The 20,229-nt window shown below is 70.1% G+C and carries 12 protein-coding genes, 1 tRNA gene and 1 pseudogene; 4 read left to right on the top strand and 10 right to left on the bottom strand.

From position 1 onward, the window contains the following. Positions 1–223: 223 nt before the first annotated feature. Complete coding sequence (gene polA / locus ACFZBB_RS21025) at positions 224–2,941, bottom strand: DNA polymerase I (protein ID WP_391124388.1); 2,718 nt, start codon at positions 2,939–2,941, stop codon at positions 224–226. A 168-nt stretch (positions 2,942–3,109) separates the two neighbouring features. Between polA and ACFZBB_RS21020 the strand changes: the two genes are divergently transcribed. Both ACFZBB_RS21020 and ACFZBB_RS21015 read left to right on the top strand, forming a co-directional pair. Continuing rightward, the gene (locus ACFZBB_RS21020) at positions 3,110–5,431 is read left to right on the top strand and encodes an FdhF/YdeP family oxidoreductase (RefSeq protein WP_391124385.1); all 2,322 of its coding nucleotides are present in this window, start codon (positions 3,110–3,112) and stop codon (positions 5,429–5,431) included. Between the two features lie 68 nt (positions 5,432–5,499). Further along, a complete protein-coding gene (locus ACFZBB_RS21015; protein ID WP_391124382.1) occupies positions 5,500–5,985 on the top strand; it encodes a hotdog fold thioesterase in 486 nt (161 codons plus the stop codon). Between the two features lie 24 nt (positions 5,986–6,009). On the opposite strand, the gene ACFZBB_RS21010 is transcribed toward ACFZBB_RS21015, so the two are convergent. Then, positions 6,010–6,092: transfer RNA gene (locus ACFZBB_RS21010), tRNA-Leu, on the bottom strand. Positions 6,093–6,183: 91 nt separating this feature from the next. On the opposite strand from ACFZBB_RS21010, the gene ACFZBB_RS21005 reads away from it, so the two are divergent. Further along, complete coding sequence (locus ACFZBB_RS21005) at positions 6,184–6,825, top strand: ANTAR domain-containing response regulator (protein WP_188282942.1); 642 nt, start codon at positions 6,184–6,186, stop codon at positions 6,823–6,825. An 87-nt stretch (positions 6,826–6,912) separates the two neighbouring features. Here the strand turns inward: ACFZBB_RS21005 and ACFZBB_RS21000 are convergent, their stop codons facing one another. From ACFZBB_RS21000 to pyk, 6 genes are all read right to left on the bottom strand, one after another. Next, positions 6,913–7,629 (bottom strand): ABC transporter ATP-binding protein, encoded by a 717-nt coding sequence (locus tag ACFZBB_RS21000; RefSeq protein ID WP_188282943.1) that lies wholly within the window; start codon positions 7,627–7,629, stop codon positions 6,913–6,915. After that, positions 7,626–8,519: an ATP-binding cassette domain-containing protein gene (locus ACFZBB_RS20995; protein WP_391124378.1), complete on the bottom strand. Its 894-nt coding sequence runs from the start codon at positions 8,517–8,519 to the stop codon at positions 7,626–7,628. The genes ACFZBB_RS21000 and ACFZBB_RS20995 overlap by 4 nt, the downstream gene beginning before the upstream one ends. A gap of 7 nt (positions 8,520–8,526) precedes the next feature. Next, positions 8,527–10,416, bottom strand: coding sequence for a branched-chain amino acid ABC transporter permease (locus ACFZBB_RS20990; RefSeq protein ID WP_391124375.1), 1,890 nt, complete (start codon positions 10,414–10,416; stop codon positions 8,527–8,529). A gap of 5 nt (positions 10,417–10,421) precedes the next feature. Continuing rightward, a complete protein-coding gene (locus ACFZBB_RS20985) occupies positions 10,422–11,351 on the bottom strand; it encodes a branched-chain amino acid ABC transporter permease (protein ID WP_355333968.1) in 930 nt (309 codons plus the stop codon). Between the two features lie 113 nt (positions 11,352–11,464). Then, a complete protein-coding gene (locus tag ACFZBB_RS20980) occupies positions 11,465–12,712 on the bottom strand; it encodes an ABC transporter substrate-binding protein (protein ID WP_391124372.1) in 1,248 nt (415 codons plus the stop codon). A gap of 522 nt (positions 12,713–13,234) precedes the next feature. Further along, positions 13,235–14,671 carry a pyruvate kinase gene (pyk, locus tag ACFZBB_RS20975; RefSeq protein ID WP_391124369.1) on the bottom strand — a complete coding sequence of 479 codons (1,437 nt, stop codon included), beginning with the start codon at positions 14,669–14,671 and terminating at the stop codon, positions 13,235–13,237. Between the two features lie 307 nt (positions 14,672–14,978). On the opposite strand from pyk, the gene ACFZBB_RS20970 reads away from it, so the two are divergent. After that, a complete protein-coding gene (locus ACFZBB_RS20970) occupies positions 14,979–16,808 on the top strand; it encodes a 5'-nucleotidase C-terminal domain-containing protein (protein ID WP_391124366.1) in 1,830 nt (609 codons plus the stop codon). Here ACFZBB_RS20970 and ACFZBB_RS20965 read toward each other — a convergent pair. Then, on the bottom strand, positions 16,777–18,321 hold the full coding sequence (locus ACFZBB_RS20965; protein WP_391124363.1) for a SidA/IucD/PvdA family monooxygenase: 1,545 nt from the start codon (positions 18,319–18,321) through the stop codon (positions 16,777–16,779). The two genes, ACFZBB_RS20970 and ACFZBB_RS20965, sit on opposite strands and share 32 nt — an antisense overlap. A 296-nt stretch (positions 18,322–18,617) precedes the next feature. Next, positions 18,618–19,985: pseudogene (locus tag ACFZBB_RS20960) on the bottom strand (pyridoxal phosphate-dependent decarboxylase family protein); the annotation flags it as partial. Between the last annotated feature and the right edge of the window lie 244 nt (positions 19,986–20,229).

Below are 20,229 nucleotides of genomic sequence, written 5' to 3'. Positions count from 1 at the left end.
GGTCCTCCCCAGGTGCGAGATGGGCGCGTGGCCGCGCCACAACTCGATTGACCCTACGGCAACTTCAGCCCCCCGACCACAGTCGGAGAGAACGCGATCCGGGGCAAATCCCGGCAATCCGCCGAGGTTTCCGGCCCCTCGGCGGACCTTTCACCGAGGGGTCGCGACTCGTTCACACAGCCCGGTCACAGACTCGCGCGGCCGCCCGGGCGGCGGGGTGGGGTCAGTGCGCGGCCGACTCCCAGTCGGGGCCGTCGCCGACCGACACGTCCAGCGCGGCGCGCAGCGGATACGCCCCCGCCATCTCGCGGCGCACCAGCGTCTCGACCTTCTTCCGCTCGCCGGGCGCGACCTCCAGCACGATTTCGTCGTGCACCTGGAGCAGTATCCGCGACTCCAGCTTCTCGTCGGTGAGCGCCTGGTCGACCTTGAGCATCGCGATCTTCACGATGTCGGCAGCCGAGCCCTGGATCGGCGCGTTGAGCGCCATCCGCTCGGCCATCTCACGGCGCTGCCGGTTGTCGCTGTTGAGGTCGGGCAGGTAGCGGCGGCGGCCGAGCAGCGTCTCGGTGTAGCCGGTGTTCCTGGCCTCCTCGACCACCCGGTGCAGATAGTCCCGCACGCCGCCGAACCGCTCGAAGTACGTCTCCATCAGCCCGCGCGCCTCCGCGGCCTCGATGTTGAGCTGCTGGGACAGGCCGAAGGCGGACAGGCCGTACGCCAGCCCGTACGACATCGCCTTGATCTTGCGGCGCATCTCGGCGTCCACCGCGTCCCGTGCGACGCCGAAGACCTGGGAGCCGACGGTGGTGTGCAGATCCTCGCCGGAGGCGAAGGCGGCGATCAGTCCCTCGTCCTCCGACAGGTGGGCCATCACGCGCAGTTCGATCTGGCTGTAGTCGGCGGTCAGCAGGGATTCGTAGCCCTCGCCGACGACGAAGCCGCGGCGGATGGCCCGGCCCTCGTCGGTGCGGACCGGCACATTCTGCAAGTTGGGGTCGGTGGACGACAGGCGTCCGGTGGCCGCGACGGTCTGGCTGAAGGTGGTGTGGATGCGTCCGTCCGGGGCGATCGTCTTGACCAGGCCCTCGACGGTGACCCGGAGCTTGGCCTGCTCCCGGTGGCGCAGCATGATGACCGGCAGTTCGTGCTCGGTCTGCGCGGCCAGCCAGGCCAGCGCGTCGGCGTCCGTGGTGTAACCGGTCTTGGTCTTCTTGGTCTTGGGCAGGCCCAGCTCGCCGAAGAGGACTTCCTGGAGCTGCTTGGGCGAGCCGAGGTTGAACTCGTGGCCGACCGAGGCGTGCGCCTCGCCGACCGCGTGCTGCACGGCCGCGGCGAACTGCTGTTCCAGGCCTTCGAGATGGGCCCGGTCGGCGGCGATCCCGGAGCGTTCCATCCGGGCCAGCAGCGCCGAGGTGGGCAGTTCGACCTCGTGCAGCAGCTCGGTGGCGCCGACCTCGGGCAGTCGCTCACCGAAGACCTCGGCGAGGTCGAGGACGGTACGGGCCTGCACCATCAGCGCGTCGGCCGCGGCGGCGCCCTCGTCCTCGCCCTCCTCGCCGAAGGCGAGCTGTCCGCCCGCGGCGTCGGCCGGGGCCAGCTCGCGGCCCAGGTACTCCACCGACAGCACGTCGAGCGCGAAGGAGCGGCGGCCGGGCTTGATGAGATACGCGGCCAGGGCCGTGCACATCGTCACCCCGGCGACGCTCCAGCCGTGCTCGGCGAAGACCCGTTCGACGTTCTTCGCGTTGTGCAGCACCTTGGGGCGGGCGGGGTCGGCGATCCAGGCGGCGAAGGCCTTCTCGTCCGCCTCGTCCAGCTCTGCGGGGTCGAACCAGGCGGCCACCTCCGGTGAGGCGAGCGCGATTTGCGTGACGCTGCCGCTGCCCAGCGCCCAGGTGTCGACGCTGGCCAGGCCGAGCGGCCCGCCGCCGTGCTCGTCGAGCCAGCCGGGCAGGTCGCCCGCGGCGAGCACGGTGCCCTCCACGGCGACGCCCTCGGCGATCGTCGCCTCTTCCTGCTCGGCGCCGGGATCGACGGCGAACAGCCGCTCCCGGAAGTTGGAGTTGCGGAATTCCAGCACGTCCAGCACGCCGACCAGGGCCGTCCTGTCGTACGGCTCCCTGGCCAGGCCCTCGGGGCCCGACGGCAGGCTCACGTCGCGCACCATCTCGGTCAGCCGCCGGTTGAGCTTCACCGCGTCCAGGTGCGCCCGCAGATTCTCACCGGCCTTGCCCTTGACCTCGTCGGCCCGCTCGACCAGGTCGGCGAAGGACCCGAACTGCGTGATCCACTTGGCCGCCGTCTTCTCGCCGACGCCGGGGATGCCGGGCAGATTGTCCGACGGGTCGCCGCGCAGCGCCGCGAAGTCCGGGTACTGCTGGGGCGTCAGGCCGTACTTCTCCTCGACCTTCTCCGGGGTGTAGCGGGTCAGCTCGGAGACGCCCTTGGTGGGGTAGAGCACCGTCACGTTCTCGGTGACCAACTGGAACGAGTCCCGGTCGCCGGTGACGATCAGCACCTCGTAACCGAGCGCTTCCGCCTGGGTGGCGAGCGTGGCGATCACGTCGTCCGCCTCGAAGCCCTCGACCGCGAAGCGGCTGACGCCCATCGCGTCCAGCAGCTCGCCGATCAGCTCGACCTGGCTGCGGAACTCGTCCGGCGTCTTCGAGCGGTTCGCCTTGTACTCGGGGAACTCGTCGAACCGCCAGGTCTTGCGGGAGACGTCGAAGGCGACGGCCAGGTGCGTCGGCCGCTCGTCACGCAGCGTGTTCGCCAGCATGGACGTGAAGCCGTAGATCGCGTTCGTCGGCTGGCCCGTGGCGGTGTTGAAGTTCTCCACGGGCAGCGCGTAGAACGCCCGGTACGCCAGCGAGTGCCCGTCCAGCAGCAGCAGGCGGGGGCGGTCGGTCGTCTTCGATGCGGATGCGTTGTCTGCCACGTCTCCGATCCTCCCACGCGGGTACGACAACGAAGGACGCCTCCCGCCGGGGGCACGCCGTGCGGGGGGGCGGCGGGGTGGGCAACGGGGGCGGACAGCTTGGCGGGCCGATCAACGCGGGCGCCGCCCCCCGGCTCCCCCGCCGCGCAAAGGCGGTACAAAGGACGTATGGCAAAGAAGCCCCCTTCAGGTGACCCCGTCCAGGACGCTCCGCAGGTCTCCGCGCCCAAGCACAGTGCGGCGGGGCTGCCCGCCATCGGGCACACGGTCAAGATGGCCGGGCAGCAGATGGGGGTGCGGCGGGCCACGTTGACGCTGCTGAAGGTCAACCAGAAGGACGGCTTCGACTGTCCGGGCTGCGCCTGGCCCGAGCCGGACCACCGGCATGTCGCCGAATTCTGCGAGAACGGCGCGAAGGCGGTCGCCGAGGAGGCGACGCTGCGCCGGGTGACCCCGGACTTCTTCGCCGCGCACCCGGTCTCCGACCTCGCGCGGCGCAGCGGCTACTGGCTGGGCCAGCAGGGTCGGATCACGCAGCCGATGTATCTGGCGGAGGGCGCCGACCACTACGAGGCGGTGCCGTGGGAGCGGGCCTTCTCGATCGTCGCGGACGAACTGACCGCCCTGGACACCCCGGACGAGGCCGTCTTCTACACCTCGGGCCGCACCAGCAACGAGGCGGCGTTCCTCTTCCAGCTCTTCGCCCGCGAGCTGGGCACCAACAATCTGCCGGACTGCTCCAACATGTGCCACGAGTCGTCGGGTTCCGCGCTGACCGAGACGCTGGGCGTCGGCAAGGGCAGTGTGCTGCTGGAGGATCTGTACCGGTCGGACCTGATCATCGTCGCCGGGCAGAATCCGGGCACCAACCACCCTCGGATGCTGTCCGCGCTGGAGAAGGCCAAGCAGGGCGGGGCGACGATCGTGTCGGTCAACCCGCTTCCGGAGGCTGGTCTCGAGCGGTTCAGGAATCCGCAGAACGCCTCGGGGCTCGCCGGTTCCGGCACCGTACTGACCGATCTGTTCCTCCAGATCAGGCTCGGCGGCGACCAGGCGCTGTTCCGCGCGCTGGGCCGGCTGCTGATCGAGGCCGGCGCGCTGGACCGGGACTTCATCGCGGAGCACACCCACGGCTTCGCGGCGTACGAGGCCGCCGCGCTCGCCACGGACTGGGACGAGGTGGAGCGCGCCACCGGTCTGGCGCGGGCCGAGATCGACAAGCTGCTCGCCCTGGTGCTGGACGCCAAGAGCGTCGTGGTGTGCTGGGCGATGGGCCTGACCCAGCACAAGCACGCGGTGCCGACCATCCGCGAGGTGGTCAACTTCCTGCTGCTGGGCGGCAACATCGGCCGCCCCGGCGCCGGGGTCTGCCCGGTGCGCGGGCACAGCAATGTGCAGGGCGACCGGACGATGGGCATCTTCGAACGGCCCCCGGCGGCGTTCCTGGACGCGCTGGAGAAGGAGTTCGGCTTCGCGCCGCCGCGCGAGCACGGCTTCGACGTGGTGCGCGCGATCCGGGCGCTGCGCGACGGCACGGCGAAGGTGTTCTTCGCGATGGGCGGCAACTTCGTCGCCGCGTCCCCCGACACCGACGTCACGGAGGCCGCGATGCGCAAGGCGCGGCTGACCGTCCATGTGTCGACCAAGCTGAACCGTTCGCACGCCGTCACCGGCGCCCGCGCGCTGATCCTGCCGACGCTGGGCCGTACCGAGGAGGACCGGCAGGCGGGCGGCCCGCAGTTCGTCACCGTCGAGGACTCGATGGGCATGGTGCACGCCTCGCGCGGCGGCCTGGACCCGGCCTCGCCGCATCTGCTGTCGGAGCCCGCGATCGTGACCCGGCTGGCCCGCGCCGTCTTCGGCGACCGCAGCGTGGTGCCGTGGGCGGACTTCGAGCGGGACTACGACGCGATCCGCGACCGTATCTCGCGGGTCGTCCCCGGCTTCGCGGACTTCAACGCCAAGGTGCGGCGCCCGGGCGGCTTCACCCTGCCGCACGCCCCGCGCGACAGCCGCACCTTCCCCACGGCGACGGGCAAGGCCAACTTCACGGCGGCGGCCGTCGAGTACCCGGCGGTGCCCGAGGGGCGGCTGCTGCTCCAGACGCTGCGCTCGCACGACCAGTACAACACCACCATCTACGGTCTGGACGACCGCTACCGCGGCATCAAGAACGGCCGTCGCGTCGTCCTGCTGCACCCCGAGGACGCCGCGGCCAACGGTCTGGCCGACGGCGACTACACCGACCTGGTCGGCGAGTGGAAGGACGGCACGGAGCGGCGCGCGGAGGGCTTCCGGGTCGTGCACTACCCGACCCCGCGCGGGTGCGCGGCGGCGTACTACCCGGAGACCAATGTGCTCGTCCCCCTCGACCACACCGCAGACACCAGCAACACCCCCGCCTCGAAGTCGGTGGTCATCCGGCTGGAGCGGACCGCGGCGGACGCCCCCCGCCGCACGGCCGACGCGGGCCGTCCGGTAGAAAACTGATCAGTACACGGAAAACGCGTACGGGCACACCGGATCAGGCCGGACGAGGACGATCGGAGCACCACCCCATGGGCGAGCGGACCACCACCTACTTCCCGCCGGAGATCCTGGAGCAGTACGCCGGGCTCGGCGTCGATCTGAGGGGTCTGTTCTCCGGCGGTCACCTGGGTGAGCGGATGGGCATCCAGATCCTGGAGGCGGCGCCGGAGAAGGTGGTCGGCACGATGCCCGTCGAGGGCAACACCCAGCCGATGGGGCTGCTGCACGGCGGCGCGTCCGCGGTGCTCGCCGAGACCCTCGGCTCGGTCGGCGCGATGCTGCACGGCGGTCCCGGCAAGATGGCCGTGGGCGTGGACCTCAACGCCACCCACCACCGCGGTCTGCGCTCCGGTCTCGTCACCGGCACCGCGACCCCGGTCCACCGGGGCCGCTCCTCGGCGACCTATGAGATCGTCATCACGGACGAGGCGGACAAGCGGGTCTGTACGGCCCGGCTGACCTGCATGCTGCGCCCGGCGACTCCCACGGGCACGACCGCTCCCCCGGCGAACTGAGGGGATACGGGGGGATTTCAGAGGTGCCGGGTGCGGGATTCGAACCCGCACGCCCTTTCGGACAGATGTGTTTGAGACATCCGCGTATGCCATTCCGCCAACCCGGCCAGGTCGCGTGCACAGCGTACCGTGTAGGTGCGCGCCGTCGCAGCTAGGTAGGCTCAGGTGTGCAGTACCCCGCCTGATACGAGGAGCACCGTGAGCGCGCCCGACGAGTCCGCCGCCCCGCTCGACGACGAGCAGTCGAAGTCCCACGTCCCTCCCCTGACGACCCGCGTCGTCATCGCCGAGGACGAGGCGCTGATCCGCCTCGACCTCAAGGAGATGCTGGAGGAGGAGGGCTACTCCGTCGTCGGGGAGGCCGGGGACGGCGAGACCGCGGTGAAGCTCGCCGAGGAGCAGCGTCCCGATCTGGTGATCCTGGACGTGAAGATGCCGGTGCTCGACGGGATCTCGGCGGCCGAGCGGATCGCCGCGGAGAAGATCGCGCCGGTGCTGATGCTGACCGCGTTCTCGCAGCGCGAGCTGGTGGAGCGGGCCAGGGACGCGGGCGCGATGGCGTATCTGGTGAAGCCGTTCAGCAAGAGCGATCTGGTGCCCGCGATCGAGATGGCGGTGAGCCGGTTCCAGGAGCTGAAGGCGCTGGAGGCGGAGATCGCCGACCTGTCGCTGCGGCTGGAGACCCGCAAGCTGGTCGACCGGGCCAAGAGCGTCCTCCAGACCAAGTACGGACTGACCGAGCCCGCCGCCTTCCGCTGGATCCAGAAGACGTCGATGGACCGCCGGATGTCGATGCAGGCGGTCGCGCAGGCCGTGATCGAAGAGGTCTCCGAGAAGTAGGCACCCGCGGACGAGACATGGCGCAGGGCCCGCACCCCGGTCGGGGTGCGGGCCCTGCGCCGTGGTCCGGGCTCGGTCGGGCGAGCCTCAGTCCTCGCCGAGGTACGTCTTGCGGACGCCGTCGTCGTGCAGCAGGTCCTGGCCGGTGCCGGAGAGCTTGATCGTGCCGATCTCCATCACATGGGCCTGGTCGGCGAGCGAGAGCGCGGCCTGCGCGTTCTGCTCGACCAGCAGGATCGTGGTGCCCTGGGCCTTCAGCTCCACGATGGTCGTCATGATCTTCTGCATCATGATCGGCGACAGACCCATCGAGGGCTCGTCGAGCATGAGCAGCTTGGGCTGCGACATCAGCGCGCGGCCCATGGCGAGCATCTGCTGCTCGCCGCCGGACAGCGTGCCCGCGGCCTGCCTGCGGCGCTCCCCGAGGATCGGGAAGAGGTCGTAGGCGCGCTGGATGTCCTTGGCGATGGCCGCCGTGTCCTTGCGGAGGAAGGCGCCGAGCTGGAGATTCTGCTCGATGGTGAGCCGGGGGAAGATGTGCCGGCCCTCCGGGGAGTGCGCCAGGCCCAGGGCGACGATCCGGTGCGCCGGGACGCGGGTGAGCACCTTGCCGTCGAAGCTGACCCGGCCGCCGATCGGCTTGAGCAGACCGCTGAGGGTGCGCAGCGTGGTGGTCTTGCCCGCGCCGTTGGTGCCGATCAGGGTGACGATCTGGCCCGCCTCGACGGTGAACGAGATGCCCTTGACGGCCTCGATCTTGCCGTAGGCGACCCGGAGGTCCTCGACTTCGAGCAGTGCGGTCATCGGTCGTTCTCCTGCTCCTCGGCCCCGGCTTCGGCCGCGGCCGCTTCCACTGCGGCGTCGCCCTCACCGGTGGGCGCGCCTTCGAAGGGTTCACCGAGGTAGGCCGCGATGACCCGTTCGTCCTGCTGGACCACGTCGGAGGTGCCCTCGACCAGTTTCTCGCCCTGGACGAGGACGGCGACGCGGTCGCACAGGTTGAAGATGAACCGCATGTCGTGCTCGATGACCAGGACGGCGATTCCCTGGTCGCGGATGGCGAAGACCAACTCCTCGGTGGCCCTGGTCTCCTGCGGGTTCATACCGGCCGTGGGCTCGTCCAGCAGCAGCAGGCCGGGCTCGCTGGCCAGCGCGCGGGCGATCTCCAGCTTGCGCTGCTCGCCGTAGGGGAGGTTGCGCGAGAGGTGGTCGGCCTTGTCGGCCAGGCCGATGAACTCCAGGATCTCCATGGCCCGCGCCCGCGACCGGGCTTCGGCCTTGTGGTAGCCGGGGCCGCGGATGAGGGCGGACAGCAGTCCCTCGCGGGTCCTGGTGTGCCTGCCGACCAGCACGTTCTCCAGCACGGTCATGTTGGAGAAGAGCCGGATGTTCTGGAAGGTGCGGGCGAGTCCGGCCTGGGTGACCAGGTGCGGCTTGGGCGGCAGCACCTCTCCTCGGTAGCTGACCTTGCCCTCGGTGGGGACGTACAGGCCGGTGAGGCAGTTGAAGAAGGTGGTCTTCCCGGCGCCGTTGGGGCCGATCAGTCCGACGATCTCACCGCTGTTGACGGTGAGGTCGACGTTGCGGACGGCGGTGAGGCCGCCGAACCGCATGACGACGCCGCTGGCCTGGAGCAGCGGGCCGCCGTCGGAGGCCGCTGCCGGGGTCGGCTGCTCTTGGCTGATGATGGTCATATGTCTCTCACGCCCCTGCCGGGCTGGCCGGGACGGTGTCGTCGCCGAGCGGGCGTTGCTCGGGGATGAGCACTTCGTCCTGGTGGAATTCGAGCTGGCGGCGCCGGTTGGGGATGATGCCCTCGGGCCGGAAGCGCATGATCAGGATCAGGGCGAGGCCGAACGCGAAGAGTTCGTACCGCTCCAGGAAGCCGAGCTTCTCGGGGAGCAGGTAGAGCAGCGCCGCGCCGAGGATCGGGCCGCTGACCGTACCCATGCCGCCGAGGACGACGGCGGCGAGCAGGAAGGCCGAGTTGGGCGGGGCGGCGCCCGCGAACTGGTACGGGTTGGGCACCACGTTGTACGTGACGTGGGCGCTGACGGTGCCCGCGAGTCCGGCGAGCGAGGCGCCGAGTGCGAAGGCGATCAGCTTGACCCGGAAGCCGTTGATGCCCATGGCGGTGGCCGCGGTCTCGTCCTCGCGGATGGCGACCCAGGCACGGCCGATCCGGGAGTCGGCGGCGCGGGTGAAGATCAGCACCACGATGACCGTGATCAGCAGCATCAGCAGGTAGTAGTTGGCGAACCGGCCGAGGGTGACGGAGCCGATGTCGTGCGAGACGCCGAGGTTGTACCCGAAGATCGACAGGTCGGGGATCTGCGAGATGCCGTTGGGGCCGTTGGTGACCTTCGGGCCCGATACGCCGTCGAGGCTGTTGACGACGATGCGGAAGATCTCACCGAAGCCGAGCGTGACGATGGCCAGGTAGTCGCCGCGCAGCCGCAGGGTGGGGGCGCCGATGAGGACGCCGAAGACCAGTGAGGCGGCCATGCCGGTGAGGGCGGCGGCCCAGAACGGGAACTGGACGCCGGACCAGATCGAGAACGGCGAGCCGGAGACCAGGGCGGCGGCGTATGCGCCGACGCCGAGGAAGGCGACGTAACCGAGGTCGAGCAGGCCGGTGAGGCCGACGACGATGTTGAGGCCGAGGGCGACGGTGCCGAAGATCAGGATGTTGACGCCGAGGTTGGCGTAGTGCTCGTCGTTCTGCGCGAAGGGGTAGGCCAGCGCGGCCAGGAAGCCCATCGTGTTGGCGAACGAGCGGTGGGCGGCGGTGAGTCCGGAGAACTGCCGGAGCAGACCGGCCGCGCTCAGCGCCCAGATGGTGAAGACCACGACGATCAGGAAGCCGAGGAAGATCTCGGTGTAGCCGGTGGCGAGGCCGTAGGTGAAGACCTCGAGGCCGATCGCGGCGGCCACGGTGATGATCAGCCGCTGGACCCAGCCGGGCAGCTTCGTCGGGTCGGCGACCGGGAGATCGCTGTGGTTGGGGCGCAGTTCGCGCAGCCACTTGTACGTGCCGACGACCGCGCCGACCGTGGAGAAGCGGCCGAGTTCGAAGTACTCGGTGTCGTGGGTCTCCCGCGGGTGCCGGTGGATCGGCAGTGCGAGGGCGCCGATCACCAGGACCAGGCTGCCGATCGCGGCGACGAAGCCGCCGGGGTCGAGGTTGGCCAGGCCGCCGAGCTTCTCGGCGATGGCGATCACCGTGTACCAGGTGGTGCCCAGGGTGCCGATGGCGAGCAGCAGCACCGGGTTGTTGGAGCGGTTGGGGGTGAGCCAGCGCAGGCCCTTGAGGCCGAAGGCGCCGAGCGCGAACAGGCCGGTGACGATGGCGCCGACCAGGGTGAGGACCTGGAGACCGCCGGGGTAGCCGGAGACGGTGAGGTCGCCGGGGAACTCGGTGGTGTACGTCCAGGACATGAAGGTGGAGGCGATGGTCGCCACGGCACCGACGAGGGTGACCGCCTGGGCGGCGGTCCGCGGCAGCGGTACGAAGGGGGCGACCCTGCGTCCGGCCGGTTTCGCGGTGTCGACGGCGATGGACTCCGCGGCGCTTACGGGGATGTCGGTCATCGGTGTCACGCCCTGTCCGCGACGCGCTCGCCGAGCAGACCTTGCGGCCGGACGAGCAGGACGACGATGAGGAGCACGAAGGCCCAGACGTTCGCCCAGCTTCCGCCGCCGAGCTGCTGCATGCCGGGGATGTTGGAGATGTAGGCGGAGGCGCAGGACTCGGCGATGCCGAGGACGAGGCCACCGAGCATGGCGCCGTAGATGTTGCCGATGCCGCCGAGGACGGCCGCGGTGAACGCCTTGAGTCCGGCCTGGAAGCCGATGTCGTACTTGACCTGGCCGTACTTGAGGCCGGAGGCGAGTCCGGCGACGGCGGCGAAGAAGCCGCCGATGGCGAAGGCGATGACGATGATGCGGTTGGTGTCGATGCCCATGAGCTGGGCGGTGTCCGAGTCCTGCGCGGTGGCCTGCATGGCGCGACCGGTGCGGCTGGTGCGGACGAAGGCGGCGAGGCCGACCATGCAGATCACGGCGGCGGAGACCAGGAAGATGTCACCGCTCTGGATGTTGATCGATCCCACGTGGAAGGGGCCGCCGGGCAGTTGCGGGAAACTCTTGGCGTTGTCGGCGCCCGGGTACCAGAGGAAGATCGCCTGCTGAAGTGCGAGGGAGAGGCCGATGGCGGTGATCAGCGGTGCCAGCCGTGGTGCGCCGCGCAGTGGCCGGTACGCGAATCGCTCCGCGGCCACGGCGATGAGCACGGACACGATGGCGCCGCCGAGCAGCATCAGGGGCAGTGCGAGCCAAATGGACGTGCTGTCGGGGAGATTCGTCCAGACCGCGAGCGCGCCGAAGGCTCCGGTCATGTAGATCTCGCCGTGGGCGAAGTTGATGAGCTGGACGATGCCGTACACCATCGTGTAGCCGATGGCGATGAGCCCGTACATCGAGCCGATGAACAGCCCGTTGGCCAGCTGTTGCGGCAGGGTGTGCACCGCATGGCCTCCATGTCACTGAGGGAGCAGGGGGAAGGTACGCCGGGGGGGTAAGCGGGGGGCCGCGCGGTCGGTGGTGACCAGCCGCGCGGCCCTGGGTGCTACGGAGTCGGTCAGCCGTTGTAGGTGCCGCTCTTCACGGCCTCCCACTTGCCACTCTTGACCTGGTAGACGGTGAGCTGCTTGTTGGTGGTGTCGCCGTACTGGTCGAAGGAGACGTGACCGGCGATGCCGTCGAAGTCGCTCTTCTGGACGGCGTCGACGAGCTTGGAGCGGGCGTCGGCCATGGCGGGGAGCTTGCCGCCGTTGGCGTCCATGACGGCCTTGACGCCCTTGATGATCGCGGTGGCGGCGTCGTACGAGTAGCCGCCGTAGGTGCCGTAGTCACCGGGGTAGTTCTTCGCCTTGTACGTGGCGATGAAGTCCTTGGCCGCCGGGAGCGTGGTGACCGGGACGCCGACGGAGGTGGCGAGGTCGCCCTCCGAGGCCGCACCCGCGGTCTTGATGTAGGTGTCGGAGAACATGCCGTCGCCGCCCATGAGCGGGATCTTCACGCCGGCCGCCTTGAGCTGCTTGGTGAGCTGCTCCGACTCGTCGTACTGGCCGCCGTAGTAGACCATGTCGGCCTTGGCGTTCTTGATCTTGGTGACGAGCGTGGAGAAGTCGTTGTCACCGGTGTTGACGTGGTCGGTGCCGGCGATCTTGCCGCCGAGGGACCCGAACTTGTCCTTGAAGATGCCCGCGAGACCCGCGCCGTAGGTCTGCTTGTCGTCCACCACGAAGGCGTTGGTCTTCTTCAGCGTGTTGTAGGCGTAGTCCGCCGCGAAGCCGCCCTGGAGGGCGTCGGTGGTGGCGGTACGGAAGTAGGTCTTGAACGGCCGGACCTTGGTGCCGGTGTTCCAGTCCTTGCCCTGGGTCAGGGTGGGGTTGGTGTTGGACGGCGAGATCTCGACCATGTTCGCGGTGGTGAACACCTGCTGCATGGACTGGGCGACCCCGGAGTTCAGCGGGCCGACGGCGGCGATCACGCTGCTGTCCGCGACCAGGGCCGTGGCGTTCTGCTGGCCGGTGGCGGGCAGCGCCTTGTCGTCCAGGGCCTTGATCTTGAAGGTCACCCCGGGGACGAGGTTGTTCTTGTTGGCGTCGTCGACAGCGATCTGCACGCCGTACTGGATGCCGAGGCCGGTGGCCGAGTTCTGCCCGGTAAGCGGAGCGTCGACACCGATGACAACGGTCGTCTTGGCGGCGCCGTTGCTGTCCCCGCCGCCCTTCTTGTCGTCGCTCCGCGATCCGCAGGCGGTGAGTGTGAGGGCTCCAGTGGTGAGTACGGCGGTCAGTACAAGCAAGGAACGGTGTCGCACGATCAGTCCTTTCCCCTGGCGCGGCCGTCTCTGATGAGACGCCGAGTCGCGCGCTGGAACCCGAACTGACAAATCCGGAGGCGCGGTGACTGGCCGTGACTCTAGGCGCGTGGAGCTGAGTCAGGCAGAGGTGAAGGGAAGAGTGTGACTGTCTTGTTATGCCGGAAGGAAACTCTTGAGGTTCTGCTGAGGTTGGCGGAGGGATTTGGGTGCTTTGCTCCGACGTCCGCATGATGAGAACGCGCACTTCCGGCCAAGGGTAGGGGACTTGGGGGCGGTCGGGAGGCGAGGTGGCCGCGGCAGGAATGTCAGGAGATTCAGAGGCTAAGCACCTGTCGGAGTACTGCCCTGATTCCGTATTGCGTTCGCGTTACATAGCGTTAAGTTTTTCGATTCGCCGGCCAAAGGTCCCGCCATTGCCGCTGCCGAAATCGGCGGCAAAGACGGCCGACGACGACGCCCCGCCCGGCGAATGCCGAACGGGGCGTGATGTGCGCGGCGGGTGAATCCGTGCCGTACGGGTCAGGATTTCGGCGAATCGTCCTCGCCGATGCGGTGGACCCGGACCATGTTGGTGGTGCCCGGCATGCCGGGGGGCGAACCGGCCGTGATCACCACGATGTCGCCCTTCTTGCAGCGGCCGATCCGCAGCAGCTGCTCGTCCACCTGTTGGACCATCTCGTCGGTGGTCTGCACCATCGGGCCGAGGAAGGTCTCCACTCCCCAGGTCAGATTCAGCTGCGAGCGGGTCGCCGGCTCAGGGGTGAAGGCGAGCAGGGGGATCGGCGAGCGGTAGCGGGACAGCCGGCGGACGGTGTCGCCGGACTGGGTGAAGGCGACCAGGAAGCGGGCGCCGAGGAAGTCGCCCATCTCGGCGGCGGCGCGGGCCACGGCGCCGCCCTGGGTACGGGGCTTGTTCAGGTCGGTGAGCGGCGGCAGCCCGGTGGCGAGCACCGCGTCCTCGGCCGCGGACACGATCCGCGACATCGTCTTGACGGTCTCGATCGGATACTTGCCGACGCTGGTCTCACCGGAGAGCATCACCGCGTCGGTGCCGTCCATCACGGCGTTGGCGACGTCGCTGGCCTCGGCGCGGGTGGGGCGGGAGTTGTCGATCATCGAGTCGAGCATCTGGGTGGCGACGATGACCGGCTTCGCGTTGCGCTTGGCGAGCTTGATCGCGCGCTTCTGCACCATCGGGACGGCTTCGAGCGGCATCTCGACGCCGAGGTCGCCGCGCGCGACCATGATCCCGTCGAACGCGTCGACGATCCCTTCGAGGGCGTCGACCGCCTGCGGCTTCTCGACCTTGGCGATCACCGGAACCCGGCGGCCCTCCTCGGCCATGATCCGCAGCACGTCCTCGACGTCCCGGCCGGTGCGGACGAAGGACAGCGCGATGATGTCGGCGCCGATCCGCAGGCCCCAGCGCAGGTCCCTGATGTCCTTGTCGGACAGCGCGGGCACCGACACGGCGACACCGGGGAGATTCAGCCCCTTGTTGTCGGAGACCATCCCGCCCTCGATGACCATGGTGTGCACCCGCGGTCCCTCGACGTCGGTGACCTCCAGGGTGACGCGCCCGTCGTCCACCAGGATGCGCTCGCCGCGGGCGACGTCCGCGGACAGTCCCTTGTACGTCGTCCCGCAGATCTGCTGGTCGCCCTCGATGTCGTCCACGGTGATCGTGAACTCGTCGCCGCGTTCGAGTAGTACAGGTCCTTCGGCGAAACGTCCGAGCCTGATCTTCGGGCCCTGAAGGTCAACCATGATGCCCACGCTGCGACCGGTCTCGTCCGCGGCTTTGCGAACTCGTCGGTAGCGGTCCTCGTGCTCCGCGTACGCTCCATGGCTCAGATTCAGTCGTGCCACGTCCATTCCGGCCTCGATCAGTGCTTTGATCTGGTCGTAGGAGTCGGTGGCGGGGCCCAGTGTGCAGACAATTTTGGCTCGGCGCATGTGTCGAGAGTATGACCTACTCATTGGTAGGGAACACGCTCACGGCAACTGCCCAACGACGTCTGGATTAACGCTTGTTGACAAGTGTCGAAGTGTGCGGTCCCCCGCTCCGATGAGCACTCCTGTCACCCCCGCACCCGCTGAGCACGTCTTACGCGCCCGGAATCGCGCGTCGGGCACACCGTGCGTGTCACTCGCGGGACATCTTCCGGTTACGTGTGGGGGGTGTCGCCGGGTGGGGCGGGCGGTGCAGAATCTACGCGCGTTGTTCCCGCACCGGGAGCAGACGGGAACGAGGAGACGACAGATGGCGCTCAACCGCAGGGACTTCATCAACCGCTCGGCCGCCACGGGGGCGGGCGTGGCGCTCGCGGGCACCGCCGGGGCGGTCGTGGGGGCGAGCCCCGCGGAGGCCGCCGACCGGCGCCACGGGCACGGCCACGGGAAGCCCAAGACGTTCAGCCTGCGGGTGCTGGGCACCACCGACCTGCACGGACACGCCCTGAACTGGGACTACTTCACGAACGCCGAGTACGACGACGCGACCCACAACGACATCGGCCTCGCCAAGGTCTCCACCCTCGTCGCGCACGCCCGCGCCGAGAAGGGCCACGACCGCACGCTGCTGATCGACGCGGGCGACATCATCCAGGGCACGCAGCTCTCGTACTACTACGCGCGGGTCGAGCCGATCACCGGCGCCCGCCGCGGTCCCAAGCACCCGATGGCGCTGGCCATGAACCACATGAAGTACGACGCTGCGGCGCTCGGCAACCACGAGTTCAACTACGGCATCCCGCTGCTGCGCGCCTTCCAGGACCAGTGCGACTTCCCGCTGCTCGCCGCCAACGCGGTGGACGCCAAGACCCTCAAGCCCGCCTTCCCGCCCTACCTGGTCAAGGAGATCCGCGTCCAGGGCGGCCCCCCGGTCAAGGTCGGCATCCTCGGCCTGACCAACCCCGGCATCGCCATCTGGGACAAGGCCAACGTGCAGGGCAAGATGGCCTTCCCCGGCCTGGTCGAGCAGGCGAAGATCTACGTGCCCAAGCTCCGCGCCCTCGGCTGCGACGTGGTGATCTGCACCGACCACTCCGGCCTGGACGGCAGCACCTCGTACGGCGACGCGATCCCGTACCCGGAGAACGCCTCCTCGCTGGTGGCCCAGCAGGTGCCCGGCATCGACGCGATCCTGGTCGGCCACACCCACGTCGAGCGCCCGCAGACGCTGGTCGTCAACGAGAAGACCGGCAAGACCGTCGTGCTGTCCGAGCCCCTGATGTGGGGCATGCGGCTGAGCGTCTTCGACATCGACCTGGAGTTCAGCCGCGGCCGGTGGGAGGTCGCCTCCGTCAAGGCCGAGGTGCGCAACGCCAACACCGTCGCCGAGGACCCGGTCGTCGCCAAGCTGGTGCGCGACGAGCACAACAAGGTCGTCGCGTACGTCAACCAGATCATCGGCACCTGCACCGCGACGATGTCCGCGGCCGAGTCCACGTACAAGGACACGCCGATCATCGACTTCCTCAACCTGGTGCAGGCCGACACGGTGAAGGCGGCGCTCGCCGGTACCGCGTACGCCGACCTGCCGGTGCTCTCCGAGGCGTCGCCGTTCTCCCGCACCGCCGCGATCCCGGCGGGGCAGGTCTCGCTGCGCGACGTGGCGGGGCTGTACGTCTACGAGAACACCCTGGACGCCAAGCTGCTCACCGGCGCCCAGGTCAAGGACTACCTGGAGTGGTCGGCGGCGTACTACGTGCAGACCGCCCCCGACGCCCCGGTCGACGTCACCAAGCTCACCAACGCCAACAACACCCCCGACTACAGCTACGACATCCTCAGCGGCGTGTCGTACGACATCGACATCGCGCAGCCGGTCGGCTCCCGGATCGTCAACCTCACGCACGGCGGCGCGCCGGTCGACCCGGCCGCGCGGTTCGTGCTCGCGGTCAACAACTACCGCTCCGGCGGCGGCAGCAACTACCCGCACGTGGCCACCGCCCAGTCGGTGTGGTCCAACTCGGACGAGATCCGCAACACGATCATCGCCTGGGTGCAGGCGCACGGCACGATCGACCCGACGACGTTCGGCGGCGACGAGTGGCGCCTCACCCGCGCCGGAGTGCCGCTGTTCGCGTAGGAACGTCGCTGGCGGCGGCGCCGTCGAGGCCGAAGGTGGTGAAGGCCGTCCTGGCCGGCAGCGGGTAGTGCTCCGCGCCGGTCAGGAGGCCGGTCAGGTCGTTGAGGATGACCGCGGAGCGCCAGGCCGCCAGGCCCAGGTCGGGCGCGCCGATCCCGTGGCTGTGCCGCTCCGCGTTCTGCACGTAGATCCGGCCCGTGACCGCCCGGTCCAGCTCCAGGCGGTGCCGCGCGTCGATCCGCGGGCGGTTCGCGGAGTCCCGCTTCAGGTACGGGTCGAGCGGCGCGAGCAACTGGTCGAGCGGGCGCTCCCGGTAGCCGGTCGCCAGCACCACCGCGTCGGTCATCAGCCGGGTACGGGTGCCCTGTTCGACGTGTTCCAGGTGCAGTTCGATGCTCTGGGTGCCGATCCGGCCCGCGGTCCGCACGGTGACGCCGGGCGTCAGCACCGCGTCCGGCCAGCCGCCGTCGAGCGTACGGCGGTACAGCTCGTCGTGGATCGCGGTGATCGTGGCGTCGTCGATGCCCTTGTGCAACTGCCACTGCCGCGGCACCAGTCGGTCGCGCACCGGCTCGGGCAGACCGTGGAAGTACCGCGTGTAGTCCGGGGTGAAGTGTTCGAGGCCCAGCTTGCTGTACTCCATCGGCGCGAAGGCGGGCGTACGCGCCAGCCACGTCAGCCGCTCCCGGCCGGCGGGACGCGCCCGCAGCAGGTCGAGGAAGATCTCGGCGCCGGACTGTCCGGAGCCGACGACGGTGATGTGCTCGGCGCCCAGCAGCCGTTCGCGCTGCTTGACGTAGTCCGCGGAGTGCACGACGGGTACGGTCGGCGCCTGCGCGAGCGGGCGCAGCGGCTCCGGCACGTAAGGGGCCGTGCCGATCCCCACCACCAGGTGCCGGGCGTACGTGCGGCCCAGCGCCTCGGCCTCGCCGTGCTCGTCCAGGTGCGTGTGGTCGACCTCGAAGTGGCCGCGCTCCGCGTTCCAGCGCACGGCGTCGACCTGCTGCCCGAAGTGCGTACTGGGCAGCCCCTCGGCGGCCCACCGGCAGTAGGCGTCGTATTCGGCGCGGTGCACATGGAAGCGCTCGGCGAAGTAGAAGGGGAACAGCCGCTCGCGGGTCTTGAGCCAGCTCAGGAAGGACCAGCGGCTCGCGGGGTCCGCGAGGGTCACCAGGTCGGCCAGGAAGGGGACTTGGAGGGTGGCGCCGTCGATCAGCAGACCGGGGTGCCACTGGAAGGAGGACCGCTGGTCGTAGAAGGCGGCGGTGAGGTCGGGCACGCTGTCGGCGAGGGCGGCGAGCGAGAGGTTGAACGGGCCGATGCCGATGCCGAGCAGGTCGAAGGGGGGCGGCTGCGATTCGGCGGGGGGCGCGGCGGGGGCCGGGGCGCGGTCGGGTCCTTGTGCCTGTGCGGGAACCGTCGTCGGGTGGGGGACCGGCGCGGGCGCCGTGGCGTCGGCTGGTCGCGCCGTTCCTCGGGCCTCGTGCGAGGCGTCGTCGTGCGAGGGCGTCATCGGGGGGTGGTGCCTTCCGTGGTCAGGGGAGGTGTCGGGTGCGGCAAGCGGGCCTCGGGTGCCGTGGGCTCGGCGGACTCCGTGGGCTCAGCGGGCTCAGCAGGCTCCGTGGGCTCAGCAGGCTCCGTGGGCTCAGCAGGCGCTGTGGGCTCAGCAGGCTCCGTGGGCTCAGCAGGCTCCGTGGGCTCAGCAGGCTCCGTGGGCTCAGCAGGCTCCGTGGGCTCAGCAGGCTCCGTGGGCTCAGCGGGCGCCGTGGGCTCAGCAGGCTCCGTGGGCTCAGAGGGCTCCGTGGGCTCGGCGGCCAGGGCGACGAGCGCGTCGAGGTCGGCCGCGGTGAGGTACGGGTTGAGCAGCGTCGCCTTGAGCCACAGCCGCCCGCCGACGTGGGCGCGGCCCAGCACGGCCCGGCCGTCGTACAGCAGGCGGCGGCGCAGCGCGGCGATCGCCTCGTCGGTGGCGCCGCGCGGCCGGAACAGCACGGTGCTGATGGCGGGGTGCGCGTACAGCGTCAGCTCCGGATGGCGTTCGATCCGCTCCGCCAGCTCACGGGCCGACGCGCAGACGGCGTCGACCAGGTGCCCCATCCCCTCGCGGCCGAGCGCCCGCAGGGTGACAGCGATCTTCAGGACGTCGGGGCGGCGGCTGGTGCGCAGCGAACGGCCCAGCAGGTCGGGCAGTCCGGCCTCGGTGTCGTCGGCCGCGTTCAGATAGTCGGCGCGGTGGTCGAGCGGGCGCAGCGCGGCGGCGTCGGGTACGACCAGCAGGCCCGCGGCGACCGGCTGCCAGCCGAGCTTGTGCAGGTCGACGGTGACCGAGACGGCCCGGTCGAGGCCCGCGAGCTTGGCCGCTTCGCGGTCGCTGAACAGCAACGGGCCGCCGTACGCGGCGTCCACGTGCATCTCGGCGTCGTGCCGGGCGGCGGCGGCTGCCAGCGCGGGCAGCGCGTCGATCGCACCGGTGTCCGTGGTGCCCGCGGTCGCGACCAGCAGCACATGCGGCGCCAGTCCGCGCAGTACGGATTCCACGGCCGCCGGGTCCAGTACGCCGCCGGGTGTGGCGAGCACCACCGGGCGGGGCAGGCCGAGCAGCCAGGTCGCGCGGGCCACGCTGTGGTGCGCGTTCGACCCGCACACCACCTGCACCGGCCGGCGGCCCGCACGTGCCGCCCGCTCCCTGGCCAGCAGCAGCGCGAGTTGGTTCGACTCCGTGCCGCCGGTCGTGACCAGCGCGTCGGGAGCGTCGTGGCCGGGGTACACCAGGGCCGCGAGTGCCGCCGTGACGCGGGCCTCCAACGCCGTGGCGGCGGGGGCCTGGTCCCAGGAGTCCATGGACGGGTTCAGTACGGACGCGGCGAAGTCCGCCGCCGCGGCCATGGCCAGGGGCGGGCAGTGCAGATGCGCGACGCAGCCCGGTTCCGCCGGGTCGGCGGCGCCCTCCGCGACGGCGCGCACCAGCGTGCGCAGGGCTTCTTCCGCTCCGGTGCCGGTGCGGGGCAGCGGCGGGCCCGTCTGAGCCAGCCGCGCCGCCACCGCGGCAGGGCCGCCGCTGGGCAGGGGGCCGCCGCGGTTCGCCGCGCCTTCCGCGAGGGCCGCGCGGGCCGTTTCGAGCAACGGCCCGAGTTCTGCGGGTCCTTGGCGGCCCCCGGCCAGTTGTGGCTTCGCCATGAGTCGTTGCCGCCTGTCGTCGCCGGTACCTCTCCGTACTCAACGACGCCGGACGCCAACGGGTATCGCCCCCGTACGCTCGCCCTGCGCAGGGCGTTGCTCTCAGGGGCGCCCCCCGCGTCCACCTTGCGCAGGGCCTGCTTTTAGGGGCGCGGGGCTGTGCTTGATCTGCGGCTGCCGCCGCGTGGGCGCGACCAGCCCCCACCGGGCTGTGAGCCCGAAAACACACAGCAACTGCCCCACT

This window comes from Streptomyces sp. NPDC008139 (genome assembly GCF_042957025.1).
Classification (GTDB): Bacteria; Actinomycetota; Actinomycetes; order Streptomycetales; family Streptomycetaceae; genus Actinacidiphila.
The sequence above is the reverse complement of the archived record's forward strand: the minus strand, read 5'-3'. Positions and strand labels throughout refer to the sequence as shown.

Coding starts and splice junctions, on each gene's coding strand:
- ACFZBB_RS21020 (WP_391124385.1), top strand. CDS start 3,110: ATGGCAAAGAAGCCCCCTTCAGGTGACCCCGTCCAGGACGCTCCGCAG.
- ACFZBB_RS21015 (WP_391124382.1), top strand. CDS start 5,500: ATGGGCGAGCGGACCACCACCTACTTCCCGCCGGAGATCCTGGAGCAG.
- ACFZBB_RS21000 (WP_188282943.1), bottom strand. CDS start 7,629: ATGACCGCACTGCTCGAAGTCGAGGACCTCCGGGTCGCCTACGGCAAG.
- ACFZBB_RS20995 (WP_391124378.1), bottom strand. CDS start 8,519: ATGACCATCATCAGCCAAGAGCAGCCGACCCCGGCAGCGGCCTCCGAC.
- ACFZBB_RS20990 (WP_391124375.1), bottom strand. CDS start 10,416: ATGACCGACATCCCCGTAAGCGCCGCGGAGTCCATCGCCGTCGACACC.
- pyk (WP_391124369.1), bottom strand. CDS start 14,671: ATGCGCCGAGCCAAAATTGTCTGCACACTGGGCCCCGCCACCGACTCC.
- ACFZBB_RS20970 (WP_391124366.1), top strand. CDS start 14,979: ATGGCGCTCAACCGCAGGGACTTCATCAACCGCTCGGCCGCCACGGGG.
- ACFZBB_RS20965 (WP_391124363.1), bottom strand. CDS start 18,321: ATGACGCCCTCGCACGACGACGCCTCGCACGAGGCCCGAGGAACGGCG.